A 19809-nucleotide genomic window follows, 5' to 3' on the forward strand; every position below is an offset into this window, starting at 1 on the left:
ATTAATTCTACGCTGTCGTTACAATATGTATATGAACTTCTTCTCTTGTCTTTTACTTCCGAAAACCCCTCTCGGTGTCTCAGAAGCGCCCTGCCTTATCAGCTAAGCGGGTGCAAATATACGCACGTTATTTTGTCTCCACAAAATGTTTTTCAATATTTTTTTCGAAAAAAAATCAATTAATTTATAACTGCTTGTTTTTCAGGTTTTCCTTTTTTTAGCCTTAACATATTTTATGAAAAGAAATTCCAGACCAACCCAAATCTGATCACAAAATCCCGGTAAGGGTAATTTGGTGCGGAATAGTAATTAGGCTCAGAAAAAATAGAGTTTATATGTTCCGCTTTTAGATAAATTCTTGTTTGCCTCACTTTAGCATTGATGAAAAAATCCAATAAGGGATACCCTCCCAACTCTTCATTGTTCTGAATATAAAATTCACCCAACAAAGGATTGTATGCATTCATATTATACGACGTGAAATATTTAAAGGTGAGCCCCGTCTGTAAAAACATAGCTTTTTTAAATACATCGCTTGAAAAGTACAGGGTATTCCTTGTAACAACTTGCGGCAGATTGAGCACTTGATTGTCTTGGGTTACTTCTTGATACATTACTGTATTCATCATCGCCCATTTTCGCCAACTGATTTCCTTGCTATATTTTACCTTAAGATGATTTATGGTCCCAGATTCTTGAAACGGTCTGACAAAAGCCGTTTCCTGATTCAATTCTATTTCTTCTTGAGTAGCCGTAGATGCAAAGTAGGTGTAGTTATCGACCAAACTGTATTCAGCTTCAAGTTGACCTATTTTTTTGGAATCCAAACCAAACCTTAGACTTTGAGTCTGTATATTTTCGAAATCATTGTTGTTTTGCCAATTAAAGTTTCGATAATCACTTTGATACAGCAAATAATTAAAATCCGGCATACGTGAAGAAACATGTATGGCTCCCGTTAGCGAGTTATTGCTATTTAATCTATAAGTGGCCAAGGCTTCCAAATTATTACCCGTAAGGTCGCCCGACACCGTATAGTTGACATTTCCTTTTAGCAACAAAGGACCTATTGTATTGCTATAGGAACCCCCGACTGAAATTTCTTCTCCTTTTAGCTTGTTTTGAATAGTTTGCTCATCGGTAATCAATAGACTATTAAAGAAATAATTGTAACTGTATAAACTCACGTTACCCGACAACCTACCCAATGTCCTGTTTGAAAACGCTATGGTTCCTTTGTTGAACATCGTTTTTAACCTGGCCCGATCTTCGATAGGTGTTAAAAAGGGATCTTGACCAAAAGCATCGTTCTGTCTGGTTTGCTCGAAGTCGTATATTTTAGATTCATAACTAAACTCATGCCCTATTGCCAAAGTGGTAGGATCGTTATCGATCGAGTCCTTTTTATGATTGACCAATTTAAATTGTTGTTCCAGAAAATAGCGTTTTCCCAGAATTCTATTGTTGGCGTCGGTATACAGCAAATCAATTTTTGCTCGATCCTGAAAATCCGGTGCATCATCTTCAAATTGACTCCTATCCAACAACCCCCCACTTTCTTCACTTTGCATTTCTTGGGCAGCTATATGCCCTCTTAGTCCATACCTCCCATTTTTAGAGAGATAATTGAAGGTTGCCCTGAATTTTCCATCTTGAGCCTCCTCATACCTATATTTTCCCAAGGAACGAAATCCATTATAGGCCACAGAGGCATTGAATCGCTCGGAGAGATTAAAGGTCAGCAAAGCGTCCAAATACTGTCCTTGTTCCATGGTAGTCTTAAACATAAGCTCTGTCATCGGAGTAGGGACATTATAATAGTCAATATCTTCCTTTTCAAAATAACCTGGGTGCTTTGCAGTTGCCCCAATACGGGGATAATATGGTATTGTAGAAAAAGTTTTGCCGAGTTCGTTATATGGTTGCCCCATATTTGTGAAAGGCATTAATTCAAAGTCATCTTCCCGTATATAGTTGTACTTGTATTCTTTTCTTATGGTAAGGGTTGTGTCCAGATAAGTTGTATCCCGCTGATATGAGATTATTTTGTAGTCACGTATACTTATTGAATCCTGCTTTGTGGATTTTGACTTTCCCGCTTTTTTACTCCCAATTTTAACACGACCGCCCTGTACTGAATCCTTTGGGTTAATAACGTCTGGTTTAGTTTTTCCAGTACTTAACGAATCCATCCTTTTTGTAGCGGGAATTGAATCCTTCTGCGCTACGGCAGATTGGGCAAAAAACAAAAGTAGGGTCAACAATATAAATCTCATTCCACGATATTGGTTGGGCAAAGGTAAAAGTTTTGTTTCTAAAGAAATGTGAAAAGTTTGGGCATAAAAAAAGCCCCCAAAATGGGGGCTTTAATATGTAAGGCTACATAGCCATTCAAATAATTATTAGTAGTCAGCGTTCTGAACAATGTTAGAGTTCGCGTTGATCTCACCAATTGGAATTGGCCAAGGGAACAAGTTGTTAGGATAGCTCAAAGTACCCAAACTATTTTGTGCAGTACCCCAGTAAGGCATGTCCATTCCTGTTCTCATCATGTCATCAAAACGGAATCCTTCGAACATCAACTCCTTTCTTCTCTCGTTAATGATATCATCCTTGGTAACAGTAGTGTAGGCAGATGCTCCACGGTTAGCCGTGATCAAGTTGATCTGTGTAAGAGCGTCGCCACCCGTTTCCAACAATGCTTCTGCATAGTTCAAGATCACCTCTTCATATCGGAAAAGTGGGATGTTATCGGCTCCAACGGCTGTATCAGGATATTTACCCATATTTCTCAAACGTGTACCTCCATCTTGATACCCAAGAATGTCTGCACGAACGTCTCCATCCTCAAATAGATCAATTACAGTGCTCACTACTTCGATATCACCATAACCTGCAGGTGCATCCTCTGGGAAACGATAGATATAGGACAATGCGTTTGAACCACGGTTATCCGCGCTGGTGAAAGCCAATTCAAACAATACATTGGAACCCCCATCTGCTGTCCAGCTACTCACGTATGAATCAGCACTTACAATGGAATACAATCCTGAGTTGATTACAGCTTCGGAAGCAGATACCGCTCTGCTCCAGTCACCAAAATATACAGCAACACGAGCTTCCAAAGCTTTGGCAACATATTTGGAAACAATCGTCTTGTCACCGTCATATGCAGAATCCATCATATTGAAAGCAGTTTGCAAATCGTTATAGATGGCAGCTTTCACTTCATCAATGGTATTTCTGCTTGGGTCCAAATTCTCACCCTTGAACTCAGTAACCACAGGCACACCTAAGTTTCCACTGGTCGCAGCATTTTGCTGACCATATACCCTCAACAAATCGTAGTGGGCAAGAGCACGCAAAATCATGGCTGCACCTTGCAAGTGCTCACCATAGGCTTGATCACCTTCCAATGTGGTCACATCTGTACTGATGATAATGTTGGCGTTTGCAATGGTTTCATAAGCTTCTTCCCATATGAAACCGGTGTTTGCATTCTGTTCGTATTCACCTTGGGTGGTAAACCTTCCCGAGTTACCGTTGGAGAAACAGTTATCCGAACGAACCTCGCTTGTGGCGATCATGTCTCTACCATAATAACCGGCACCTGTCATAATGTTGTGGGCACCTTTTAAAACACTATAAAGGTTGTCAACTTTTGTAATACTTCCCTCAACAGTTTTGTTCTGCGTAAGGGTTGGTTCAAGACTGTCCGCTGTACAAGACCCTAAAATAAGTCCGGCACCGGCCAACAGCATCATATTAAATTTATAAAATGTTCTTTTCATCTTCTTTTTCTTAGAAATTTATGTTTACACCTAATGAAATTGAACGGGCAGGAGGAGTTTCTAGACCTGTTTCCCCTGGATCTACCGTACCATTCTGGCTAGAGATATCCACTTCAGGGTCGAACAACAAATTATCATCTTTAACCCAAGTAGCCAAGTTGTTACCTCTTAGGAAAAAGCTCAACTTCGTCAAACCAATTTTTTCAAGTGCTTTAGAAGGTACATTGTAACCTACCGTTACAGAACGCAATCTCATGAAGTCTGCATCGTAAAGGTATTTGGAGTGTCTCTGCCATGGTGTTGCAGAAGTGGTAAATGCACCATTTCTTGCAATATCCCCAGGCTGTTGCCATCTATCCAACAAGGAAGTATACCCTTGGAAAGCCAAAATTGGATAAGCATTTGATTCGTTCAAATATCTGTGCCATCCTTCATAAATCTTGTGACCTCCGGCATAATATCCGTTGGCATTCAAGAAAAATCCTTTGAACCTAAGGTTCAAGTTAAGACCTGCCGTTGTTTTAGGAATCGCATTTCCTCCTTGGAATACAGCTTCAGCTTCGTTAAAGTTGGTAGTGGTTTCACCATCAACACCGTTTATGTACCATTCTTCAACACCAGTATCAGGATTAACACCTGCCCATGTTGGCATGTACCAAGCATATGCTGGTTGACCAGTCTCTATCCTTGTTCTAACAGTTGTAATGGTTCTCTCTTCTCCATTTGGATCAAGAGGCAATTTGGTGATTTCGTTTTCCACGAAAGAAAGGTTACCTCCAACACTCAAACCGAAATCCTCAGTATCAACCACGTTGAAGTTCAAATCCAATTCGAAACCTTTGTTGTTCAACTCACCAATGTTCTGAACTTGACTTGTGAAACCGGTAGTTCTTGATAACGGCACATCCAAGAGAAGATCTTTGGAATCTCTGTTAAAGTAAGCAAAGCTACCACTTACCGTATTGTTGAACAATCCAAAATCAACACCGATATCCAATGTGTTGGAAGTTTCCCAAGTTAAGTCTTCGTTACCGAAAGTATCTACATACTGGGCACCTTCACCAGCGTAATCAGCAGAATATCCGAACAAAGATTGATAGTTGTTCAAACCGATGTTCGCGTTACCGGTCACACCATAAGAAGCACGTAGCTTAAGGGCGTTCACAATATCAGAATCTGCCAAGAAATCTTCTTTATTCAGGTTCCACGCAGCACCTACCGACCAGAAGTTACCCCAACGGTTGTCTTTACTGAAACGTGAGTTACCTTCCCTTCTGAAGGAAAGATCCAATACATAACGGCTATCGAAAGCAGAATAGTTAACCAATCCCATATAAGCTCCTACATACCAATCGTTGTAGGAAGAGCTTACAGATGTTGGAGTTCCCAAGTTGTCCAAGAACTCAAGACCTTCGTCTGCAAAGTTCTGACCGGCACCACCAACAAAGTAACGTCTGTTGGACTGGTATTCTTGAAGAACCTTGAACTTGAATCTGTGATCTGGGTTCAATTCCCAGTTGTAATCAAAATAGTTCTGGAATACGTAGAACACATTTGTTCTGTCGTACTGACTGGCATCACCACTGGTTGGCGCGCCGTAACCGTATGTTGGGTTGGAATATGATCTAAAGTTATATAACTGAAAGTCTACGTTGAACGTAGAACCAAAAGTCAAGTTATCTGTCAAATCCCAAGTCAATCCATTATTAGTTACAATACGGGTCAATCTGTTCTCGGCCGTATTGTTTTTGGTCAAATACAATGGGTTTGGCAAAGATCCTCCAAACTCGTTGATGCTTCCATCCTCGTTGTATGGCTGAACCAAAGGAGAAAGGAAGAACTTCACTGTACGTGGGCTCTCAAAATAAGCACTGTTTTCCAAGAATGCATTTTGAAGCATGTGGGAAGCCTGGTTATTGGTTGAGAACGTAATGTTATCCGTCAAATCTTTGGAAAAGTTCAAGGAACCTGAGATTCTTTCGAAATCCGAACCGATTACGGTAGCCTCTTGCTGCATGTATCCAAGGGAAGCGAAGAAAGTATGTCCTTCATCCCCACCTGAAGCAGAAAAGCTATGCTGTTGTATAACGGCATCCTTGTTACGAACTACTTGGTCCCAACGAGCTTCAGGACGTCCATTGGCATCCCAATCGGCAAATGAGGCACCCAACAAATAATCTTGGGCTTCGGCCTTAGATGGAAAAATGCCATCGTTAAAATAGGCTTCCGCTGTAAGTTCCAGACGATTAGCCGCTGATAACGGCACTGGACCGGTGATGGCGTCATTTTGGAAACCGTAAGTACTGTTTATACTAAATACGGTTTTGCCAGCTTTACCATCCTTGGTGGTAATAAGGATTACACCGTTGGATCCACGAGCACCGTATTGTGCTGTCGCAGAGGCATCCTTTAACACAGTAATGGACTCAATGTTGTTTTGATCCAAACCTGCCAAGGCTGACAAAGACGAGTAGGCTCCACTTGTACCAACATTGGTATTGGATACCGGAACACCGTCAATAACATACAAAGGTTCATTACCCGCTGTAATGGAACTGATACCACGAATACGGATGTTTGCGGTAGAACCCGGTGTACCAGAAGTTGCCGATACAGTAAGACCGGAAACATTTCCCTGAAGGGCCTGATCCACAGATGGAGCGATAATCTCTCCAAGCTTTTCTGAATCCACCTTTACCACAGAACCTGTGATATCGGAACGTCTTTGAGAGGTATAACCTGTAACTACCACCTCTTCCAACGCTTGTGCATCTTCTTCCATCTGTACATTGATGGTATTTGAAGCACCAATTGTTCTTTCAACGGTCTTCTGACCGATGTAACTGAAACGCAACACTTGGCCGTTTGAGGCCGAGATGGAGTAATTACCATCAAAATCTGTTTGTGTTCCGTTGGAGGTTCCCACCACCATAACAGAAACACCCGGCAATGGCAAACCGTTTTGGTCCGTCACATTACCTGAAACTGTTTTCTCTTGTCCAAAAGAGAAAGACATGCATAACACCAAGAAAGGTGTCAGCATCCATGCTAACTTAGCTCTCATTTATTTCATTTTTTGAATTAGTCAGCTCAAAAATCAAAATAAAAACTTAATATTCAAAAAAATTAACAGCCCCAGACATCCACTTAAATAACCATGTTAATCACATTTTTTCATAATTTTAACATAAAATATCTATGTAAACGATTAATTATTTTACATGTAAGAAATTTTTTAACTGTTTTATTGATAATTACATTATTCTGCATGGTTGATTTAATGAAATTTCAGTCACTATGTTAAATTTATGTTACCATTCGTCCGATGAAGCGGGAACCGATGAAGCGGGAAGAGGCTGTCTTGCAGGCCCAGTAACGGCGTCGGCGATCATACTTCCAGAAAATTTCAGCAATACAATACTAAATGATTCCAAACAACTTTCTGAAAGTAAAAGGTCTTCACTAAAGCCAATTTTGGAAAAAGAGGCGGTTTCCTTTTCCGTTTGTCACGTTTTTCAAGATGAAATTGACGAAATAAACATTTTAAACGCCTCCTTTTTGGCCATGCACCGTGCCATAGCAAAACTGGAACCTGCTCCCGACTTTATCATTGTTGATGGAAACCGTTTTAAACCTTACCCCAATATTGAACATGAATGCATCGTTAAGGGAGATGGCAAATACATGAGCATTGCCGCAGCATCTGTTTTGGCCAAAACATATAGGGACGATTATATGGCAAAGATCCACGAAGAATTCCCTATGTACAATTGGAAAAAAAATAAGGGATATCCCACCAAAGAGCATCGCGAGGCGATAAAAAAATACGGACTCACCAAGTATCACCGAAAAAGCTTTAGACAACTGCCCGAACAATTGACCTTGGATATTTAAAAATCCTAACTTTGTGTCAAAATTCAAGAATGAGATTAAAGGTACTTTTTTGTTTGCTCCCCATTTTTATTGCATCCTGTACTAAAGAGGTGAAAACCAAAGACTCCCTTTTGGAACATTTACCCCCCAACCCTGCACTCGTTCTAAAAATCAACAACCTTACCAATTTTAAAAGCGAACTCAAAAACAATGCGCTACTTAAAAATATCGATGGTTTCCCCACCCTGAGCGAAGTATCGGACAAAATTAAGGGATTGAACCAGCTGTCTACAGACAAAACCTGCGTGCTCGCCCTTTATGAAATCGGCAAGGACAACTACGATTACATACTCGCCACTAAAAACGTTTCAGGACTTTTTAATATTGACAGTATCTCCAACAAAAAGGTGGAAACACTCACCTACGAAGGTGCCAACATCACCAAGTATAATTTAAATGGGATTGAAGTGTTCAGTCTTCAAAAAAACAAGGACATCTTGATGAGCTCTTCGATGATGCTCATGGAGAACCTCATCAGAATTAGTGAGACTACACTCATGGATGCCACCTTAAAAAGACTTTACGAAGCAAGTTCGCCCGACAAATCGGCAACCTTTTTTATCAATCCCAGTGAAAACATCTCCCTGTTATCCTTAAAAAAACCAGACCAAGCACTAGAGACCCCGTTCTCTTCTTGGATTTCTCTGGATTTTACAGCAAACTCGGACGAAGTCAACCTGAACGGAGTGGCCATGGCACCTGATTCCACCAAGAATTTTGTCAACCTGTTTAAGGGAACCTCTCCTTTGGCCAACAAAACCCCAACCTATGCTCCTTTAAATGCCCAAGCTACGGTATCCTATACGTTTGATGATTACCAGGTATTTGCCAAAAACCAGAATGCCTATTTGGACAGGGTCAAACAAACTGATTCCCTCTTCAACACCACTGAGGAAGTCGGGATAATTTATTTGAACAACGAAAAGGTCACGCTTTTAAAATCCTTTGGCACGGAAACCTTGTACGATTATTTGGACAGTAAAAAAATGGGGGCGGAAGAATATCAGGGCAGCGAGATCTTGATTCTTGACGAACCCAACTTGATCGAGGAAGGTTTTACTCCATTGGTGACCAAATTTAAATCAAACTATTGCACCATCTTGGAAAACAGTTTTATCTTCTCGGAAGAAAAAGAGGCGCTTCAGACCATTATAAGCAATCACAAAAGCTCTTCTTCTTTTGAAAACGACCAAGGGTACAAAACTGCAAAAGCCTCTTTGGCCAGCGAATCCAGTATGCTTTTCGTTTCCAACGCATCCGGTATTGGATTTTTTTCCGAACGGACACTTGCTCCCGAAATATCGGAAAATATCAATGGAGATGATTTAAAGGAACAGGTCTTTGCTTCGCAAATGGTCATGGACAACGGTTTCGGACATTTCAACATATTGGCATCAAAAATTGAAAAGAATCAGGAGAGGAATACGGTATCGCCCCTATTTACACTGGAGCTGAATACCGATCTGGCCACAGAACCCCAATTTGTAAAAAACCACAGGACCAAGCAACAAGAAATTGTGGTACAAGATCAAAATAATGTGCTCTATTTAATTTCCACCGACGGAAAAGTTCTTTGGACCAAACAATTGAAGGGTAGGATTCAAGGGAAAATACAACAAGTGGACATTTACAAAAACGGAAAACTACAACTCGCTTTTACCACCAACGATCAATTTTTGATATTAGACCGAAATGGCGACGAAGTTGCCCCGTTTACTATAGCGTTTGAGGGCGGCAACTTAAATCCATTGGCCGTTTTTGATTACGATGGCAGCAGAAACTATCGTTTTGTGGTGACGCAAGGACGCAAAGTTTACATGTACAACAACCAAGGTAAAATCGTACGTGGATTCAACTTTACGGAGGCCCCTGCCAACATTCTGGGCGCTCCAAAACATTTTAGAGTGGGAAACCGGGATTATTTGGTATTTAAGCAAGACAATAGCACCCTAAGAATTTTACATCGGGTTGGCAGTGACAGAATAAAAGTGTCTGAAAAAATAGACTTCTCCAACAACGAAGTGTTCCTTTATAAAAATAAATTCTCCGTGACCAATAAATCTGGTGTACTGCATCAAATTGATACGAATGGGAAACTCGTTGCCACTAATTTTAACCTAAATCCAGACCACGGGTTCTATGCCACAAGCAATACGCTGGTATTTATGGACGATAACGTCTTAAGTATAAAAGGAAGAAAAGTAGAGTTGGCGCTAGGTGTCTATTCCAAACCCAAAATATTTTACATCAACGATAAAATATATGTTGCCGTGACGGATATTCAAAACCACCAGATTTATCTATATGACAGCCAAGCGGAACCCATTCCGAATTTCCCTGTATTCGGCAGTTCTTTAATTGACCTTACCGATATGGACAACGATGGGAAACTGGAATTGGTGGCCCAAGACCAAGACAATTCCTTGATTGTGTACAAAATGAACTAATCCGAAGTCCAGAGATAAAAAAACCGAGGCTAGCACCTCGGTTTTTCTTTATTTTTTATCGTCCTGTAAAGGGGATATCATAATGTGAGCCCTGTGCGTTCCCGGATTCATGATCCAAGGGTGGTTTGGCCCTATCGGTCTTTCTGGAAGCCCGGTAGATTCGGCTGTAGCAAATGGCAAATACACCACGTAGCGGTAATGTGCACCTTCCACTTCATTGGTTTCAGGATTGTATTGATCACTTTCCCCATAATAAATATGAAGTGTGGCACCCGGTTTTCCCATATCCAGTTTCCCCGATTTCGCCTCTTCTTCGCGGATATCAAAAATTTCGGGACTTGTTTTACCTTCGGCCCGTAATTCACGACCCCTTGCCATAAAAGGTTCCAAGCTTTTGTGGTAGCAGGCCGCATTAAATCCCGATTGTTGAGGGTTATCGGCAAGGACAATAAATTCGTTATCTCCTTCCTTGAGGGTTACAAACTCACCTGCCATATTATACCCAATGACTTTACACCCATCTCGACTCTCTTCCGGAGCAGCCATTAACGATGCGGCAATCAAGGCTTCGTCAGAATCAATGGGAACATAGTTGACTTTGGGTTGATCGGCAGTATTATTCTCCATTGCTTCTGAAACAGCGGATTCACCTGCTTCATTTTTGTTTTCGCCAGTATTCTTGCAGGCCATTAGGCTTCCTACCAAGGCAATGGTCAAAAGAAATCTTTTCATAGTATTTAAGTTTAGTTATCGACAACATGATGGGAGCCGGCCAAACATAAATCCATTCCACCGATGATACCCACCTGTACCTATTTTGTGCAAGTAGTAAGTTAAGAATTTTTGGGACAAGGTTTTTTTGGGATGTACTTATCGATTAGCAAAATATCATTTCAATGATTTTTGGCGTACGATGTGTGGAGTTATCATTTTGAAAAAACTACACTCCCAATTCACCAATGGGTCCTTTAAACCAACGAATAGCGGACAATCTATACCCCGGCCTTTTCTTTGACCAATTCAGCTTCAAAAAGTGTAGTGAAATGTTTGAGCAGTTTTTGCTTCACTTCGTTCATGCCTACTTCCTTTTGGCCCAGTTCGACATTGAGGGAGGTTACTGCTTTGTCCTTGATGCCACAGGGAATCATCATATCAAAATATCCCAAATCGGCATTTACGTTAAGTGCAAAACCGTGCATGGTCACCCAACGGCTGGCTCGAACGCCCATCGCACATATTTTACGGGCAAAGGGAGTGCCCACATCCAACCAAACCCCGGTCTCTCCTTTGGACCGTTCGCCCTTTAGACCGTATTCAGCCAGTGTTAAAATGACCATTTCCTCCAAAAAACGAAGGTATTTGTGAATATCCGTGAAGAAGTTATCCAGATCTAGGATCGGATACCCCACGATTTGTCCCGGACCATGATAGGTAATATCGCCGCCACGGTTGATTTTGTAAAAAGTCGCGCCCTTTTCGGCCAGTTTTTTTTCATCTACCAACAAATTGTTGATGTCACCGCTCTTGCCTAAAGTGTACACATGTGGGTGCTCCACAAACAAAAAATGGTTTGGGGTTTCAAGGCCGGCATCCTCACGTCGGTTACGGACTTTGGTATCCACAATATCCTTGAAAAGCGCTTCTTGGTAATCCCAAGTTTCCTTGTAATCCTTAAATCCTAAATCTTGTAGGGCAACTTTCTTGTTCATGCCACAAAGATACGAAGCTCTTTACTGGAAAACTATTTCTCCAGCTCCACCTCTAAATCCAGTACGGATGGGTCTTTCATCAAATCCAAGAAATTTACTTCGTAGATCAACGTTTTGCCATCTTGACTAAAAGTAGCCGCTTCGGCGGTCGTGGATTTTATTTTTTTAGGAAAATGATATTTAAGCGTATAGGTTGACCCCGAAAGGAACATCTCTGCTCCCTGCAAGCTATCCAGCTGCTGCTCGAACAAAGCTTGGTCCACAATTTTGGCGGTACGGGTAAACTTATTTTTCTTGAAAGTATAACGTACTTCTGTGGGCTGTTCCGAAGGTTTCATTTGTTCTTGCTGCGGATTCGTCTTCGACCCCATGGAACTAGCGTCTTGGAAAGCACTGAAAGCATCGTTCACCTCACTCACATTTTTAAATTCGCTGAACAAATCGAACATCATTACCTTTTTTTCAGGATCCATCACCATGCGCATGTTAAAGGGCTCCAACTTTTTTAGTTTTTCTTGTTCTTCTTCGGGCAATTGGGCAATACTGTCCTTTTTCTGCTCTAAAAAGTCTTTGAAAGAAATTATGGAATCAATGGGTTTTTCATCGGTCTTGGCCAATTCATCCCCAGCCATGTCCATCATCTCGGAACCGTCAAAATTAATGGAAAGCTTTCCGGAACCATCGTCTTTTAAATGAATCTCTTCCGTGAAATTACAGGATGCAGCCAAAAAAATGATTGCCACAGTGATTGCGTAATGAATTTTCTTCATGATATTTTTCTTAATGGTTAGTGCTGTTAAATATTTTTTTAAGGCTGAATAGATTGACTATTGGTTAAAAATACCATAATCCGTGTATATCCAAAATGCAATGGACCTATTTTGGACAAATGGCACCTAGTTGAATCACCATATTGAAGAAACAGTAATATTGATCGCCAATTTTAATTGGGATTGTTCAAAATTACCAAAGCGGCAATTACACCTGGGACCCAACCACAAAGGGTCAATAAAAAAACGATAAGAATAGAGCCACACCCCTTGCCTATAACAGACAACGGAGGGAATAAAATGGCCAGTAATACTCTCCAAAAACTCATGATTATAAGATTTGATTGATGACACTTATAGGTAGTCAAAATGCATATTTTGTTACAGGAATACCAAGATATTCTACAAGAAATTTAAAGAGGGTAACCCCTTGCAAATACATTCTATGTCAAATTGCACACATTAAACCACACCAAAGGCAAGGATTTAATAGACAAAAGTGTAATTTTGCGCTTTAAATTTTTTACAGACTATGCAACTATCGGAACAAGAGATCGTTCGAAGGGAAAAATTGACCAAACTCAGGGAAATGGGCATCAACCCATATCCCGCAGCATTGTATCCTGTTGATGCCACCTCCAAGAGCATCAAGAATGATTTTGAAGAAGGGAAAAAAGTAGTGATTTCCGGTAGATTGATGTCACGAAGAATTCAAGGTAAGGCCTCTTTTGCCGAACTACAAGACAGCGAAGGCCGTATCCAAATCTACTTTAACCGTGATGAAATTTGCCCAGGTGATGATAAAACCTTGTACAACGATGTGTACAAAAAATTGTTGGACATCGGTGATATCATCGGTATCGAGGGAGAGCTTTTCACAACTCAAGTAGGTGAAAAAACCGTAATGGTTAAAAACTTTACGCTTTTGAGCAAGAGTTTGAAACCATTGCCACTACCAAAGGTAGATGATGAAGGAAAAGTGTACGATGCATTCAACGATCCCGAGCTACGGTACCGTCAGCGGTACGTGGATTTGGTTGTGAACCCGCATGTGAAGGATACGTTCATTAAAAGGACAAAGATCACGAACAGTATACGGGAATTCTACAACCAAAAAGGATATTTGGAAGTGGAGACCCCAATTCTACAGCCCATTCCAGGTGGGGCGGCGGCACGTCCGTTTTTAACGCACCATAATGCATTGAACGTTCCTTTGTACCTGCGGATTGCCAACGAATTGTACCTAAAAAGATTGATTGTCGGTGGGTTTGATGGCGTATACGAATTTTCCAAGGATTTCCGTAACGAAGGAATGGACCGTACCCACAATCCGGAGTTTACCGTAATGGAACTCTATGTGGCCTACAAAGACTACAACTGGATGATGGACACCACTGAAAAGCTATTGGAAAAAGTGGCCATTGATGCCACCGGAAGCTCCAAAGTAAAAGTGGGCGATCACGAAATAGAGTTTAAAGCTCCATACCCAAGGGTTCCCATTTTGGAGGCCATTAAAATTCACACGGGCTATGATGTTTCCGGAATGGAAGAAGATGAGCTTCGCGAGGTGGCCAAGAAATTGGACATTGAAGTGGATGAGACCATGGGCACCGGTAAATTGATTGATGAGATTTTTGGTGAAAAATGTGAGCACCACTACATTCAACCCACCTTTATCATCGATTACCCAAAGGAAATGAGCCCGTTGACCAAAGAGCACCGAACCAATCCAAGGCTTACGGAGCGTTTTGAATTGATGGTGAACGGCAAGGAGTTGGCCAATGCCTACTCCGAGCTCAACGACCCTATCGATCAACGTGAACGTTTTGAAGACCAACTTAAACTTTCCGAAAAAGGAGATGACGAAGCCATGTTCATCGACCAGGATTTCCTGCGTGCATTGGAATATGGTATGCCCCCTACCTCAGGTATTGGTATCGGGATAGATCGCCTGGTCATGTTAATGACCAATAATTCATCTATCCAAGAGGTGTTGTTCTTCCCGCAAATGCGACCGGAGAAAAAGCAAGTGGAGCTGACCGAAGAGGAAAAATCCATTTTAGATATTCTTAAACCACAGGGTGAAATGCATTTGGCCGACCTAAAGGAAAAAGCAGGTTTGAGCAACAAAAAATGGGATAAGAGCACCAAAGGGCTTACCAAACATGGCTTGATCAAGGTAGAAAAAACAGAGGACGCCCTTCTTGTAAAGTATACGGGATAAGATCAAAATTTCCATTCAAATAAAACCTAAATCCCTGAAATCTTAAATCAAGTTCAGGGAATTTCTTTTTTAAAAAAAGTTCTATCTTTCGACAATTTCCTTTCTAAACGGAAGGGAATTTCCAGCAGCATACCCCAATAATCTTACTAAAACCTATTTATATGAAAAGAATGAAATTAGCATTCCTTTTCGTGCTGTTGGTATCGTTTACCGGAATGGCACAAGAGGTAACCGGAACCGTTTATGACGATCAAAATGTACCCTTGCCGGGAGCTTCGGTCCAAGTAAAAGGGTCTCAAACAGGAGCCATTACCGATTTTGATGGCAACTACACCATCGAAGCCAACACAGGAGACATTTTGGTGTTTTCCTACGTTGGGTTCAACACCCTAGAAGCAACCGTAACGGGCAACACGTTAAATGTAACCCTCCAAGCAGGTCTAGAGTTGGAGAATGTAGTGGTCGTTGGTTCCAGAAACGCGAACAGAACAGCTACGGACACGCCAGTTCCAGTGGATGTACTGGATGTCACTGCACTGACACAGTCCACTCCGCAGGTCACGGTCACCGAAATCCTAAACTATGCAGCGCCTTCATTTACCTCCAACCCTCAGACCATTTCCGATGGTACCGACCACATAGCGCCTGCTTCACTGCGTGGACTTGGACCTGATCAGGTTTTGGTGCTCATCAATGGAAAAAGGAGACACAAAACAGGATTGGTAAATGTAAACGGAACCTTTGGGCGAGGAAGTGTGGGAACGGATATGACAACTATCCCTTCCAATTCCATTGCTCGAATTGAAATTCTTCGGGATGGTGCTGCGGCCCAATATGGTTCCGATGCCATTGCAGGGGTCATCAACATTGTCCTAAAAAACACCGTGAATGAACTGCAGGTTGACATTAATACCGGAGCTAACTTCACCAGTGAACATAGTCCACAAAAAACCATCGATGGTGAAAAAGTGAGTTTGGGGCTGAACTACGGTTTACCCATTGGAAAAGATGGTGGCTTCATCAACTTTACAGGAAATTTTAATTTCCGTGGATACACCAATCGAATGCAAGAATGGGAAGGCTCCATTTTTAATGGGTACAATTCCATAGAACGAGTTGCAGCAGCAAGTAATTATGACACTTCATTACTTCTTGATGATGATTTGGTCGATATTTTTCAATTTGCAGGAGCAGCAGGCATAACCCTGAACGGAGATGAAACCAAGGAGGAATTACAAAATATTCTTAGCGCCGACGTAACAGAATCCGAATTATCCGCCAGAGGTCTAGAGCGGAGTGATTTCAACATGCGAGTTGGTCAATCTGAACTTAGAGGAGCGCAGTTCTTCGCTAATATTTCCATTCCATTGGACGAAACCTTGGAAATTTATGGTTTCGGCGGATTGAGCTTTAAAAATGGTAATGCTGCTGGTTTTTACCGTTTGCCCAATCAATCCAGAAGCTATACTCCCGCCTACCCCAATGGTTTTTTACCGAAAATCAATTCCAACATCGTGGATAAATCGGCCGCTGTGGGAATTAAAGGAATGTTAGGAGACTGGAATGTGGACTTCAGTAATTCCTATGGAAAAAACGAGTTTCTGTATCGTGTCACCAATTCCAACAATGCATCGTTGGTAAACTCTACTCCTTTTGAAGCAGATTCTGGTGGATTCAACTACAGTGAAAACACAACCAATTTTGACATGAACCGGTTCTTCGAAGATAGTATGGCTGGATTGAACATTGCCTTTGGAGCAGAATATCGTGTGGAAAACTATGCAATTATTGCTGGAGAGGAAGCATCATATACCCAATACAACACTTTGGGAAATCCGCATGACCCTACAGACCCAAATTCATTGGTTCCGACCGATTTTTTTGGAAACTCGCGACCTGGTGGCATTCAAGTATTTCCAGGATTTAAACCGGATAATGAGATAAATGCATTCAGGAATACAATTGCAGGCTATTTTGATGTGGAAGCTGATTTTACCGAGTCAATTTTACTAAGCGGAGCTGTTCGTTATGAAAACTTCTCCGACTTTGGAGGAACCTTGAATTTTAAATTAGCAACACGCCTTAAAATTTCGGAGAACTTTAATTTTAGAGGAGGAGGACAAACAGGGTTTAGAGCGCCATCCCTTCACCAAATCCATTACAGCTCCACTTCTACCCTATTTGTGGATGGGATTCCCAACGAAGTGGGTATATTTCCCAATACATCCAGAGTTGCCAGACTTTTGGGCATTGAACCTCTAAAAGAAGAGACATCGATCGGGGCAACAGCAGGTTTTACAGCCAGGGTTCCCAGTGCTAACCTAAAGTTCACTTTGGACGGATACCTGATCAATATCAATGACCGTGTAATATTAACGGGACAGTTTGATGACAATGGCAATGCTGAATTGGCAAATCTTTTTCAGCAGTCCAATGCTACCCAAGCCGCTTTCTTCGCTAATTCCGTAGACACCCAAACCATGGGATTGGATTTTGTAGTGGATCATAAAGCACATATATCCGACAATGTTTCCTTGACCAATACACTTGCCTTTACTTTTTCAGAAACAAGTGTGGAGAAAGTGAAAGTGCCCGAAGCAATTGCCAATGCGGGCCTCAGTGATACTTATTTTGACCCTACCAGTAGAATCTATTTGGAATCCGCTGTTCCTACCACCAAAGGAAACCTCTCGCACAATGTAAAAGTAGGCGACAATTGGAACTTCTTTTTAAGGAACGGATATTTTGGTGAAGTTAGGGAGGCAACCAACGAAATTGACCCAACGATTGATTATACTTTTGGCGCAAAGGTTATTACCGACCTAACAGTGGGTTACAGCTTCACCCAAAGCGCTACATTAACGATTGGAGCAAACAATCTATTGGATGTTTACCCAGACAAGAATGATCCGGCCTTCCGATCTAGTGGAAGATTTATCTACTCAAGAAGGTCCGTTCAGTTTGGACAAAACGGACGTTATGTGTTTGGCAGGTTGACATTCAAGATCAAATAAAACTATCAAATTTTAAACATTTGAAACTGAAGCCCCATCAAGGGGCTTCTTTATTTTTATCTTTTATCAAAAAATCCTAGCTTAGGACCCCAATGGAACTAAGCAAAAAAATTGGGCTGGTCCTTGGACCTGTTGTCTTCCTTGTATTGAACCTGTTGCCTTTTGAAATGGTATCCGAAAAAGGTGACCCCGTGATTTCAATTGCGGTATGGATGTTGATTTGGTGGATTACCGAAGCAGTCTCCATTTCAGTAACAGCACTCTTACCCTTGCTTTTGTTGCCTATTTTAAAGGTACTGCCCATTGCAGAGGTCGGCGCCAATTATGGTAGCCCTATCGTATTCCTGTTTTTTGGTGGTTTTGTAATGGCCTTGGCCTTGGAGAAGGTCAATCTGCACCGGAGAATCGCTTTAAACATCATAAAACTCACGGGGACCACCCCAAACAAGGTGATCTTGGGCTTTATGATCGCTACCGCTACTTTAAGTATGTGGATCAGTAATACGGCCAGTACAGTGGTTATGCTGCCCATCGCTGTTTCGGTTATCAATCTTTTGATCAATGACGAAGATGGTTTTACCAAAAATGACCAGAATTTTGCTTTGAGTGTAATGCTGGGCATCGCTTTTTCCGCCAATGCGGGAGGAATTGCAACAGTAATCGGAACACCTCCGAACTCCGTCCTCATCGGTTTGCTGGAAAATGAATACAACACAGAGATCTCCTTTTTAAAATGGATGACCATTGGGTTGCCATTTTCAATAATTATGATTGGAATCTGTTACGTGGTCCTCGTCAAATGGATGTTCCCGAACAAAGATTTAAAGTTCAACGCTTCCAAGGATGTCATTTATACCGAGCTGGAAAAGTTGGGCCCAACTTCAGGAAAAGAAAAAATGGTGCTCATCATTTTTGGCGTTACCGTTTTCCTATGGATATTTAGAACCTTGATCAATAATATTTTTCCCAATTTGGGACTGACCGATACGATGATCAGTATTTTGGCAGCTGTTGCGCTCTTTGGGATACCTTACAACATTAAAAAAGGTGATTTTATAATTATTTGGAAAGATACATCCAAATTGGCCTGGGGTATTTTAGTGCTCTTCGGTGGAGGTTTGGCCCTTGCCCAGGGAATGTCTGCAAGTGGGATTGTGGACATGGTGGCCAATTCCATAGCACAAAGTGAAATAAGTGTTTTATTCACTGCCGCACTGTTGATTTTCTTGATGCTGTTTATGACGGAGTTGATGAGCAACGTAGCCTTAGTGGCCGTTTTGGCACCTGTAGTGGCCGGTATTGCCATTGGTCTGGATATTCCAATGCTGCACTTATTGATTCCGGTTACCATTGCCAGTAGCTGTGCCTTTATGCTACCTATGGCCACGCCACCCAATGCCATTGTGTTTGCGAGTGGCTATGTGAAAATTCCTCAAATGGCACGCGTTGGGGTCATCTTAAACCTTATTGCCGTAGTACTTCTTATTTTGGTTTTTCAGTTTGTAATTCCACTATTGTTCTAAACTAAAAATGCCCTTCCGGGCGGAAGGGCATTTTTACAAACTAACTAACTCAAAAAAATGTAAGAAACTAACTTAACTAACGCTACTCGCTTTTATGCAAGTGTGGCGTAACTCTTTGTTAGGTACAAAGTTATAACTCTTTTTGGGAAAGATTATTGTAATTAGATTTTTGTTAACGTAGCCATTCAAAAAACAGGGTGGTTCATTTTTCTGTGTTAAACAAAAAAGAGTGCATTAATTTCAGCCTACAGTTAAAAACGTTGAACATTCTGCACACTAAAAAGCTTTTTACTAAAGATTCCACCTAATGAAGGTTCAATGTTATTTTTTTGTTAACCAGTACTTTATAGGATTTTATTAACAAACAAAAACCCCTCGGTCGAGGGGTTTTATAGCTA

12 protein-coding genes are annotated in these 19809 nt (G+C 41.3%); 5 read left to right on the forward strand and 7 right to left on the reverse strand.

Annotation, left to right across the window (positions count from 1 at the left end):
- Positions 1–233: 233 nt before the first annotated feature.
- From J0654_RS15320 to J0654_RS15330, 3 genes are all read right to left on the reverse strand, one after another.
- On the reverse strand, positions 234–2276 hold the full coding sequence (locus J0654_RS15320) for a putative porin (RefSeq protein WP_237686024.1): 2043 nt from the start codon (positions 2274–2276) through the stop codon (positions 234–236).
- 126 nt (positions 2277–2402) lie between these two features.
- Positions 2403–3791, reverse strand: a complete 1389-nt coding sequence (locus tag J0654_RS15325; RefSeq protein ID WP_207030001.1) for a RagB/SusD family nutrient uptake outer membrane protein — start codon at positions 3789–3791, stop codon at positions 2403–2405.
- Between the two features lie 10 nt (positions 3792–3801).
- A complete protein-coding gene (locus J0654_RS15330) occupies positions 3802–6855 on the reverse strand; it encodes a SusC/RagA family TonB-linked outer membrane protein (protein WP_237686025.1) in 3054 nt (1017 codons plus the stop codon).
- Positions 6856–7088: 233 nt separating this feature from the next.
- Here J0654_RS15330 and J0654_RS15335 point away from each other — a divergent pair, with 233 nt between their 5' ends.
- Positions 7089–7685 carry a ribonuclease HII gene (locus J0654_RS15335; RefSeq protein WP_207030002.1) on the forward strand — a complete coding sequence of 199 codons (597 nt, stop codon included), beginning with the start codon at positions 7089–7091 and terminating at the stop codon, positions 7683–7685.
- Positions 7686–7714: 29 nt separating this feature from the next.
- A complete protein-coding gene (locus tag J0654_RS15340; RefSeq protein WP_207030003.1) occupies positions 7715–10171 on the forward strand; it encodes a ribonuclease HII in 2457 nt (818 codons plus the stop codon).
- 48 nt (positions 10172–10219) lie between these two features.
- Here the strand turns inward: J0654_RS15340 and J0654_RS15345 are convergent, their stop codons facing one another.
- The 4 genes from J0654_RS15345 to J0654_RS15360 form a co-directional block, all read right to left on the reverse strand.
- Positions 10220–10903: a hypothetical protein gene (locus J0654_RS15345; RefSeq protein WP_207030004.1), complete on the reverse strand. Its 684-nt coding sequence runs from the start codon at positions 10901–10903 to the stop codon at positions 10220–10222.
- A 260-nt stretch (positions 10904–11163) separates the two neighbouring features.
- Complete coding sequence (gene lipB / locus J0654_RS15350) at positions 11164–11880, reverse strand: lipoyl(octanoyl) transferase LipB (RefSeq protein ID WP_207030005.1); 717 nt, start codon at positions 11878–11880, stop codon at positions 11164–11166.
- A 32-nt stretch (positions 11881–11912) separates the two neighbouring features.
- On the reverse strand, positions 11913–12650 hold the full coding sequence (locus tag J0654_RS15355; RefSeq protein ID WP_207030006.1) for a hypothetical protein: 738 nt from the start codon (positions 12648–12650) through the stop codon (positions 11913–11915).
- Between the two features lie 173 nt (positions 12651–12823).
- Positions 12824–12979 carry a YqaE/Pmp3 family membrane protein gene (locus J0654_RS15360; RefSeq protein WP_090291467.1) on the reverse strand — a complete coding sequence of 52 codons (156 nt, stop codon included), beginning with the start codon at positions 12977–12979 and terminating at the stop codon, positions 12824–12826.
- A gap of 203 nt (positions 12980–13182) precedes the next feature.
- Here J0654_RS15360 and lysS point away from each other — a divergent pair, with 203 nt between their 5' ends.
- The 3 genes from lysS (at position 13183) to J0654_RS15375 (ending at position 19411) form a co-directional block, all read left to right on the forward strand.
- A complete protein-coding gene (gene lysS, locus J0654_RS15365; protein WP_207030007.1) occupies positions 13183–14874 on the forward strand; it encodes a lysine--tRNA ligase in 1692 nt (563 codons plus the stop codon).
- Between the two features lie 161 nt (positions 14875–15035).
- Positions 15036–17888, forward strand: coding sequence for a TonB-dependent receptor (locus J0654_RS15370; protein WP_207030008.1), 2853 nt, complete (start codon positions 15036–15038; stop codon positions 17886–17888).
- Positions 17889–17980: 92 nt separating this feature from the next.
- Positions 17981–19411, forward strand: coding sequence for an SLC13 family permease (locus tag J0654_RS15375; protein ID WP_207030009.1), 1431 nt, complete (start codon positions 17981–17983; stop codon positions 19409–19411).
- Positions 19412–19809 lie beyond the last annotated feature (398 nt).

It is taken from the genome of Flagellimonas profundi (assembly GCF_017313275.1).
GTDB lineage: Bacteria > Bacteroidota > Bacteroidia > Flavobacteriales > Flavobacteriaceae > Flagellimonas > Flagellimonas profundi.